The organism is Aquipuribacter aurantiacus (assembly GCF_051216895.1).
GTDB lineage: Bacteria > Actinomycetota > Actinomycetes > Actinomycetales > JBBAYJ01 > Aquipuribacter.
On the sequence record NZ_JBPKAO010000019.1, the window covers coordinates 20,411 to 28,387 of the forward strand.

Below are 7,977 nucleotides of genomic sequence, written 5' to 3' on the forward strand. Positions count from 1 at the left end.
CTGCAGCACAGTGGCGGTCGATCATGGCTGAGGCACCCTCTGAGATCGGGGATCTTGAGGCCTTCTTCGATCTGCAAGAGCGATGGCGTCGAGACCCGTCGAAAACGCCGGAGCCGCCGCCGGTCCAACCAGCTTCGGCCGGAGTTATCGAGCGACTTAGGGCATCCGCGTCTACCCTTGGGCGACTTGTGTGAACGGAGGGGGCGAACAACAGGAACGGATCGCACAGGCGTTGGACGCAGCCGCGCTCTTGCGCGTTGAGGGCGACCATTCTTCGGCTCTCCATGTTCTAAGGTCGCTCATCGACACCTTGCCGCCCGCCCAACCTCCGACTTTCGAGGTGTCCGCAGGCGGGCGGTTCATCACTTTGAAGCAAGACTCTTGGCGATTGGCGCTGCACGCTAGCGAGCAGAACCTCTCACTACTTCTCGGTCAAGGTGGTGCAGCCCTCGAGTGGCTCAGTCGGTATGAAAGTCTGAACCCCCGATTGCCCGAGCCAATGCCCATCCTGCGACGCGAGGTCACCCAGCTGAGAATTACCCTGGCGCAGGTTCTGGATCGACCATTCGCTGCTCTGGCGTGGGCCCTCGATGCGTGGGAACAAATCCAGGAAGAACAGGGGACCAAAGAACTCTCCCAATATGAGCTCGCGACACAGGCAGGGGCTCTAGTGACGCTTGCCGTCTGCGCCTCTCGGGTGAATTTTCTCGAGACCTCCCGTCTGCTCTACGCCCAAGCTGCCGAGGTCGCCCCATTGAATCGACCCTTTCTCCGCGGCGTAATCATTGCACGGCAGGCCACGCAACTTTTTAATCAAGACCGCACGCCGGAGGCGCTTGACGGTTATGTCGCGGCGTTGAATGTCTTTGAGAGTTCCACGGCTGGCGATAGTCCGACTTGGGCCTACGAAATTGCGCGGGTTCAAGCCTATCGGGCGGACTGCTTAGAGCGACTGAGTGAGCCAGCTCAGGCGTTGGCGGCCATAAGTGAGGCGCTTCAAGCTGTTGAGCAGGGTCGACAACTCGCTGTATATCAAGCGGCCCGCACGGCGGACACGGGGGCAGAAGATGCACTTCGTCTGGTCCTTCGCATTTTGAGCCGGCTGGGCTCATACGATTACTCCTCAACTGAAATAGTTAGGACGTTCTTGCGTTTCGCCAACTCTTCCGTTGCCTCGGTTATACGGGGGGCCCCCACACAGGCCCGGAGAAGCGGCATCTACGTCGCCCCTGGTGATCCACATAGCCTCGCAGTGACCGCCTTTTCTGCAGCATGGGCACCAATCACGGAGACCGACGTGACGCGCGTCGCCCACCCAATTGAGCCGACCCTGCTTGTCATGCCGGCAAACGAGGTCGGAACCGCTGGCCTGACGGTTCTGATACAAGAAGGTCATAAGCCGGTGACAACCGCCTGGGATGTGTCAGAGAGCAGCGTTGAGCCGTTCATGCGAACACTCCTCACAGGAGGCGGAACACTGACTGATGGCGGTCGCACTGACGCCTGGCTGGCTTCAGCCGGTGATCCGCGTTTGAAACAACTAGCTCAGGCCCTACTGCCGCGGCAGATGCTGGAAGAGCGCTTCAAGGCGGAGTCCGTCGCTTTACGCATCTGCCCGTTGGGGCCACTTTGGCGCTTTCCCTGGGGGGCTCTGCCCGGTGCAGACGGAAATCCAATTGTCGCATCTCATCCCCTAATTTTGACAACGGCTGACGCACACAACGTCACGTCCGCGGCTGGCAACGCTTGGCTGGGACACTTTGACTTGTCGCTCTCCTACGCTCTGCGCGACCAGAAAACTGTGTATCAGCAGGCGTCCCGCGTGGGTGCGCGGCTCCGCTTGATCGGTGCCGGGGAAGTATTGCCTGACGAGCCGAGTGAGCCGGTCAGCCTGGTCGTGTTCGCGGGCCATGGTGTGGGTACAGGAGCAGCGCAGCGGCTCCGTCTGGCGGGTGGCCAGACGTTGCGAGTGGAGGACCTGCCGAACCTGTCTAGGGGCGCCATAGTGGTGCTCAACGCCTGCTGGGTGGGTGCCGTTCTAGATGACGTCGCGGTGGAACCGAGCGATCTGGCACTGGCCCTCTTGGCGCGGGGGGCTCATAGCGTCATTGGAACCATCCGAGCTGTCCAGGACGTCGAGGCGGCTGCATACCTTCAGGAGCTCTTGCCTCGCCTGGTGGATGGGCTCGACCCTGCCCGCGCGGTCCTTGAAACCACGCGAGCGATCCTCCATGATCGACCAGAGGCACCTCTCCACGCCTGGGCGAGCCACACGTTGATCGCGCGCGCCACCCACTTCGAGCCCAACAGGAGCAACGATGACACGCACCGTCATAACGCTTAGGGGGGCAGCGGCCAACCAGGCGCAGCATCTGGTGGCTGATCTGCTTGCTGCCGGAGTTGATGTCGATGCTGAACCCCCCGTAGCGGGCGCATCTACGGACAGATCGGGTGGCGAGCACATCCTCGAGGTCGTCGTGGCGCTGCTCACGAGCGCCACGTACGACGTCGCCAAGTCCCAGGTTCTTGGGTGGGTACGAAAGCGTAACCTAAATGAGGCCGACGTAGACGTGTCCTTGGATGAGGCTCCCGAATGACTGTTGACTTGAATTAGGGTCCTGATTCGCGAAATGGGCAGGACTGGCATTCAGGAACTCAGTGCTGTCAAGGCGCTTGCTTCCCATAGCACCGGCCAAGCCACCCAGCGGACGTAGACATCGGAAGGGGCATCACTTGTCAGTTGACTCGGCGCGTGCGGCGACGCCGTGAGCTACGTTTCAAGCATGGCTGCCGCCGAAGACGGGCTCGAGCGGTACGTGGCTGCTGTCGCCTGTCCCTTCGCCAGACAGGCGAGAATCGTTCGACTGGACGTATTGCGTCAACGGGCTGCTTCGCCGATACAAGACGTTCGCTCTCTGCGTGACTTTCTGTCCCGCCATGACGACCAAGACGCCTTCGACGTCATCGCTGCGCCCCTGGATGTTAAATCCACCGACTCACTCAGCCTTCTCGCCAAGCGCTTTCGCGAGTTCGTGGAGATGTCCTACCGCGAGGACGGGAGCGTTCTGGCGCCGTCAGAGGTTGAGCAGTTTGATTGGCAGTTTTCTATCTGCGGAACCCGATTCTTTATGCTTGTCCTAAGTCCCGTCTATAGCGTTTCGCATCCACGCCACATCGCTTCCGAGTGTTCGTGGGTACTCCTCCAGACAGAGCGTGCGTTTACGCAGATGATGCCTAGGACTCGCTACTCCCACGCGGATCGAGACGGTATCAAGACCAAGATCAGAGCGGCTTTCGAGAGGGTCGGAAAGGGCTATTACGGTTCCGACGAACGGCCACGCCAAGAGGCTGCGCGCTACATCATGAGCGCCGATCCGATAGACCGGGTCGTCGTCGAATGGTGGAAGGCTTGAGGAATCGGAAACTGTCCGTCGTCATCATGGCTGCCGGAACCGGTAGCCGCCTTCACGGCCTCGTGAACGGCCCCAAGGCCTTAGTTGACGCTAGCGGCGAGGTACACCTTTTGCGCTTGCTAGAATGGCTAGGCAGATCTCCACTCGTGTGCCGTGTAGTCATATGCTGCCGGGATAGTGATGTGCGCTCCTTCGAAACCATTGCTCGCAAGTCTCATGCGCCATGCATGGTTGCGAGTGTGGGCACCGAGTCGCCGTCAACAGGATTCACCGCGACAGTAGGGTTAGTCCAGGTAGAGACGGATCACTGCGTCTTCATCACGGCAGATACGATGTGGCGATGCGCTTTCGAATATCTGGCGGAGGCCTATTGGCGAGCCGAACGCCCCAGTCTGGTCGCCATGATAGTCGGGGAGACGGCACGCAGCAACCTCCTACTACGTGAGAGCAACGGGGAGTTTGTAGTCAGTGAAGTCTGGCCATTGCGGAGACGCGCGTCGGGAGAATTGCGAGCTATCACGGCTGGCATCTACTTCATTCCTACAAGCGTGTCGTACACAGTGATCAGACCAGAGGATGCTTCATTGGATCGAGAGGCTCTGGAGAGGCTACAGGCGGACCTCGGTGCAATTACGATCTCTGATTTCCTCGACTTTGGAACTCCCCCGGCTCTACAAGCGCTACGGATCCACAAGGACTACTACAACTCATGGCCCGGGTGGCATGGCGCTCCAAACGATAAGTGAGTACCTTGAGGTAGCCTCCTCCAGTTGCAACTCTTCTTGATGATCGGTTTCCTGACCCGTGGCTGCTTCACCTCTGAGCGGCCGGGGGAAGCCCGGTCCCGTGAGCAGCGCATCCAGACCTTCAGGGCGCGCCTTTAAAAACAACTCTTTGTCGACCGCGAGCAAGTGCTGATTGGCCTGTGGGCGGTCGTAGTATGACTGCCCCACAAATAGGCGGACTGGTTGCCGCGCCGGCAGCGATCTATTGCGCTCAATCAAAGTGTGTATGCGCGCAAGAGAAGAAGAGTGGCCAGATGCGAATCTGTTTTTATCGCGTCGGACCATCTTTTTGAGCTTGGTCATCAAGACCTCTTCGAGATCAACTTCCAAGCGCTTGGACAGACTTCGAACTGCAGTGAGCATCCCGGGTAGCGCGAGCGACAACAGCGAGTGTTCCTCAGTCAACTTCAACGCCTTTGGTCCGTCGTAATGATTAACGATGCGGGCGATCTGGCCAGCGAATTTCCACACGTTCAACCTGGCGTCCTCAGGCGCCACTTCCGGCCAGGCGTCAATCTGAAACTGATTTGCTAAGCAAAGCGTGATTGTCGCGACGTCTGCCAGTTCCTCAGCTATGGACCCATCCTTACCGTCAACTGCCAACTTCAGTTCGCAAAGCTCTTCGAACAAGCGCAGGGCCGCGCCGGCTGGACTCCAGTATCCGCCGACGCGACTGATGGCCTCATCTACCGCGAGCTGTGCATGATGCCGGGGAAGCCAATACATCTAGACCATGGCCTTCTAGGATTCGAGACAAGAGATCTGGGAACGGAGGTACGGTGTGGCGAAACGCTGAGAGGGCATGAAACGCCGTCTGAGACCCAGAATCTCAGAGATGTGTCGTGATCTTGTGCGCTTTCCCAGAGCCCTGCCGAGACTCCATCGCATCAGAATGGGGACGCGTCCGCGCAACTGGAAACCTGTTCTTGGCGCAAGGATGGGACCGTACTCGGAACGGTCGTACAGTCGGGTCTGCTGAAATGGTGAAAGCCAATAAAAGATTCTCGCGGCAGCAGACAGTCTCAGAAGACGCATGTACCGGTAGGCGTCATCGTGCGCGTAGTTGAACCAGAGAATGTATGGCTCATAGTGGTACGCCGCACGAATAATATTTGGTGAGTACTTCGACATGAACGCCAGTCGATCTACGACGCCCGTATCAAGGCGTTCCGCCACGTCATTTAGGTGGTTCAGGTAGTTGCGCATTCCGAGCTCGAACTGACGGTACGCAGGGGCCTGTTCAATGGAACTGAGCATCTCCCCCACGAGGACGGATCGCGCGTGCATTCGAGTTTTGTATTCAGCCTCGGTAACCGGTGGGCCTTGGCCGACAATCTCTGGTATGAAGACCTCCATCGCCCAGGGTGTCTCGCGGGTAGGCTCAGGGAAACGTCGTGAAACCGTGACGAACTGACGCCCTGTCCTTTCAGCCATCCGCCGGCAGGCGTTGGCGATTAGGGGTTCGAGTTGTTCGACATCCACGCCGTTATGGACGCTACCCACCTGTGAGCCCGAGTGCCATCTGCGCCACATCGCATCTGCGGTGTCGAGTTGCTGCATGCGATTGATCTTGTTCTGATACCGCAATTGAACCGCATTGGCCAGCAATGCAAGAGCCGCGGCCACGGCGGAGGCGGCAGCCGCCCACGTTGCGGCATCAACTCCGGTCACTTCAAAGTCACAGAGCAGGCTGGCCGTTTGGGGTGAGGCAGCCATTGCATCACTTGCCTTAGTCTGCCCTGAGTTGGTGAGAGTCTGCACACCCCCCGAACCTACCTGGAACCGTTGCCGATGAGAAGGACGTCTTCGCGTCGACCCTGCTCCCAGTCGTGCGGATACTCGCGGAGAGGCCTGCCAAGGGGGTCGACCTGATCCGCGCTCGCCAACGTATTGATTTGCTCTCGAAGTCTCAGTTGCGAGAGCGCCATGACGGCCCTTAGCGCCCGGACGGCCGCACCCAATCCATCGCCGGAGAGACGACCGAACGGGCCCAGAGGTGCGGCCGCTGCACCACCGGTTAGCCGCAAGACGTTCTCGGACTCGCGCCGCACCCAACGGCCAACATCGGCTGCCGTACCCGAGAGTCCATTCACGGTTGGAGCCTCTTAGGACCCAGTATGCCTTCCCCGGAGGGGAGCAAGGCAGCCTGGACGGGACTGTTCCGCGCGCGGTCGACTTTAGGGCCGCCACGAGGGTGCCGAATGGCTGATGCCGGGGACGGTGGTCGCAACACTCACGTCGTGTGGGTGACCATGCCGGTCTAGGATCGCCAGTCGAGGACCCCTCACTGACATAGTTGGCCTGCAGAGTGGGCCGCCAGCTTGAGAACCAGTGATCACGGCCCCTGGACGCGCCGTCCGGCTGAGGACCCCCAGCTGGGGATCAGAGACGTGGGGCGGACGCGGCTGCCAGTGCCACGCCTGGACGGCGGAGGCCGCTCCTGGGCGGCTGTCCCTGACCGAGGGACGCTTCGATGCACAAGTACGGGATCGGTGCGCAGGGGACGGAGCCGATGGTAGCCAGGGCCTACCCAGCACGCGTCTCGACGATCAGGTAGCGAAAGAGACAGCTGCCGTCACCCGGTCGTGAGTAGTCCCGCCACAACAGGTCGTAGTGGCCGGCCAGCTCGCGAGTGTTGGCGGCGTAGTCGCCGCCGCCCCAAAGGAGCGTGCCGGCCAGAGCGCGTCCGTCGTGGATGCGGAACGCTTGGTCCCGTGTGTCCTTGGCGACGCGCGGGCTGGACCACAGTGATGGATCGTTAGTCAGCAGCACGGCAAGGCCGTTCGCCTTGGGCCCGGCTACGAACCGCTCCAAGCGCTCGATGTCGAAGACGAAGTTGCGTCTCGCGAGGTCAGTCGCGGCGTGAGATTTTAGTTCGAATCGCTCGGGCGGGTCACCGGCCGTTCCGGCCCACCGGCGGGTCCAGTACTTGAACTCGACCGCCGTCCGGCCCTCCGGGCCGATGGCCAGCATGTCGAGGTACTCGCGCCCGTCAGGCTGACGGACCTCCAGGCGAACGTCGATGCTTGTGTCCGTCTGCCAGCATGCTCGCGCGAAAGCGTGCTGGAAGTCGGCCTCGGAGTGGAACACCGGCCGACCCGTCGCGAGGCGCTCGAGTATTGCCAGCACCGGGAGCCGACCGGCGACGAGGGGTCCAAGCGTGTGGTCAAGCATGCCCTCATCGTGACCGCCTTGGGGATCTCTGGCATGGGTTTGCTGGAACCCAGCAAGCCGTGCCACGCAAGTGATGCTGCCAGCTCTTGAAGGTGACGGGGTCACGCCCACCTGGCGGGTGCCGCCGGCAGATCCCCACCCGACGATGCGCTACCGGACGCAGCCGAGCACGCTGCCGGTGGTTCCGGCTACGGTCACTGGGTGGTGGAGCGGGACCCATGCTGAGCGTTCAGCCGTGGGCAAGGACCGTTCCCGCAACGCCAGCACCGGGACGCGTCGAGGAAGCGCTGGGCCTCGTCCTGGCGCACGCGTTCCCGCTGGACCGCCGCAAGCAGGACGCTGTACGTGCGTACCTGCTCGACGCAGGCCCGACTCCGGCGTCGGCTGAGGTGACCGCCGAACGGTTCGGCATGAGCACGCGCTGGGTGCGGCATCTCAGCTACACCGCCAACACGTTCGCGCGTACCGTCCCGCCCCCGGCCACCCTCCTCGAGGCCATACGGCGCATCGAGCGTGGCGGTATCCGCACGGGCGACGAGATCACCGCCAGCTTGTCCGAGGTGGGCTTGACCCTGGGGCACGTACCGGTGCGGTCGCTGCTCCGT

The 7,977-nt window shown here is 61.2% G+C and carries 8 protein-coding genes; 5 read left to right on the plus strand and 3 right to left on the minus strand.

From position 1 onward, the window contains the following. The first annotated feature begins 499 nt into the window (after positions 1–499). The 4 genes from ACR80Q_RS17875 (at position 500) to ACR80Q_RS17890 (ending at position 4,159) form a co-directional block, all read left to right on the plus strand. The gene (locus ACR80Q_RS17875; protein WP_435379011.1) at positions 500–2,344 is read left to right on the plus strand and encodes a CHAT domain-containing protein; all 1,845 of its coding nucleotides are present in this window, start codon (positions 500–502) and stop codon (positions 2,342–2,344) included. Beyond that, complete coding sequence (locus ACR80Q_RS17880; protein ID WP_435379012.1) at positions 2,319–2,597, plus strand: hypothetical protein; 279 nt, start codon at positions 2,319–2,321, stop codon at positions 2,595–2,597. Before ACR80Q_RS17875 ends, ACR80Q_RS17880 begins: the two co-directional genes overlap by 26 nt. Before the next feature lie 186 nt (positions 2,598–2,783). Further along, entirely contained in the window at positions 2,784–3,413 is a 630-nt protein-coding gene (locus tag ACR80Q_RS17885; protein WP_435379013.1) for a hypothetical protein, read from the plus strand. Positions 3,414–3,439: 26 nt separating this feature from the next. Then, complete coding sequence (locus ACR80Q_RS17890) at positions 3,440–4,159, plus strand: NTP transferase domain-containing protein (RefSeq protein WP_435379014.1); 720 nt, start codon at positions 3,440–3,442, stop codon at positions 4,157–4,159. Here ACR80Q_RS17890 and ACR80Q_RS17895 read toward each other — a convergent pair. The 3 genes from ACR80Q_RS17895 to ACR80Q_RS17905 all read right to left on the minus strand — a co-directional run bounded on the left by ACR80Q_RS17895 (position 4,121) and on the right by ACR80Q_RS17905 (position 7,372). Then, positions 4,121–4,924 carry a nucleoside triphosphate pyrophosphohydrolase family protein gene (locus ACR80Q_RS17895; RefSeq protein ID WP_435379015.1) on the minus strand — a complete coding sequence of 268 codons (804 nt, stop codon included), beginning with the start codon at positions 4,922–4,924 and terminating at the stop codon, positions 4,121–4,123. The genes ACR80Q_RS17890 and ACR80Q_RS17895 overlap by 39 nt on opposite strands. A 15-nt stretch (positions 4,925–4,939) precedes the next feature. Next, a complete protein-coding gene (locus tag ACR80Q_RS17900) occupies positions 4,940–5,959 on the minus strand; it encodes a hypothetical protein (protein ID WP_435379016.1) in 1,020 nt (339 codons plus the stop codon). A 765-nt stretch (positions 5,960–6,724) separates the two neighbouring features. Continuing rightward, positions 6,725–7,372: a hypothetical protein gene (locus tag ACR80Q_RS17905; protein WP_435379017.1), complete on the minus strand. Its 648-nt coding sequence runs from the start codon at positions 7,370–7,372 to the stop codon at positions 6,725–6,727. A 218-nt stretch (positions 7,373–7,590) separates the two neighbouring features. Here ACR80Q_RS17905 and ACR80Q_RS17910 point away from each other — a divergent pair. After that, the coding region (locus ACR80Q_RS17910; RefSeq protein WP_435379018.1) for a hypothetical protein at positions 7,591–7,977 on the plus strand (387 nt) is incomplete at its 3' end.

Excerpts from the sequence above, each read along its gene's own strand:
- ACR80Q_RS17875 (WP_435379011.1), top strand. The coding sequence starts at position 500 with ATGCCCATCCTGCGACGCGAGGTCACCCAGCTGAGAATTACCCTGGCG.
- ACR80Q_RS17880 (WP_435379012.1), top strand. The coding sequence starts at position 2,319 with ATGACACGCACCGTCATAACGCTTAGGGGGGCAGCGGCCAACCAGGCG.
- ACR80Q_RS17885 (WP_435379013.1), top strand. The coding sequence starts at position 2,784 with ATGGCTGCCGCCGAAGACGGGCTCGAGCGGTACGTGGCTGCTGTCGCC.
- ACR80Q_RS17890 (WP_435379014.1), top strand. The coding sequence starts at position 3,440 with ATGGCTGCCGGAACCGGTAGCCGCCTTCACGGCCTCGTGAACGGCCCC.
- ACR80Q_RS17895 (WP_435379015.1), bottom strand. The coding sequence starts at position 4,924 with ATGTATTGGCTTCCCCGGCATCATGCACAGCTCGCGGTAGATGAGGCC.
- ACR80Q_RS17905 (WP_435379017.1), bottom strand. The coding sequence starts at position 7,372 with ATGCTTGACCACACGCTTGGACCCCTCGTCGCCGGTCGGCTCCCGGTG.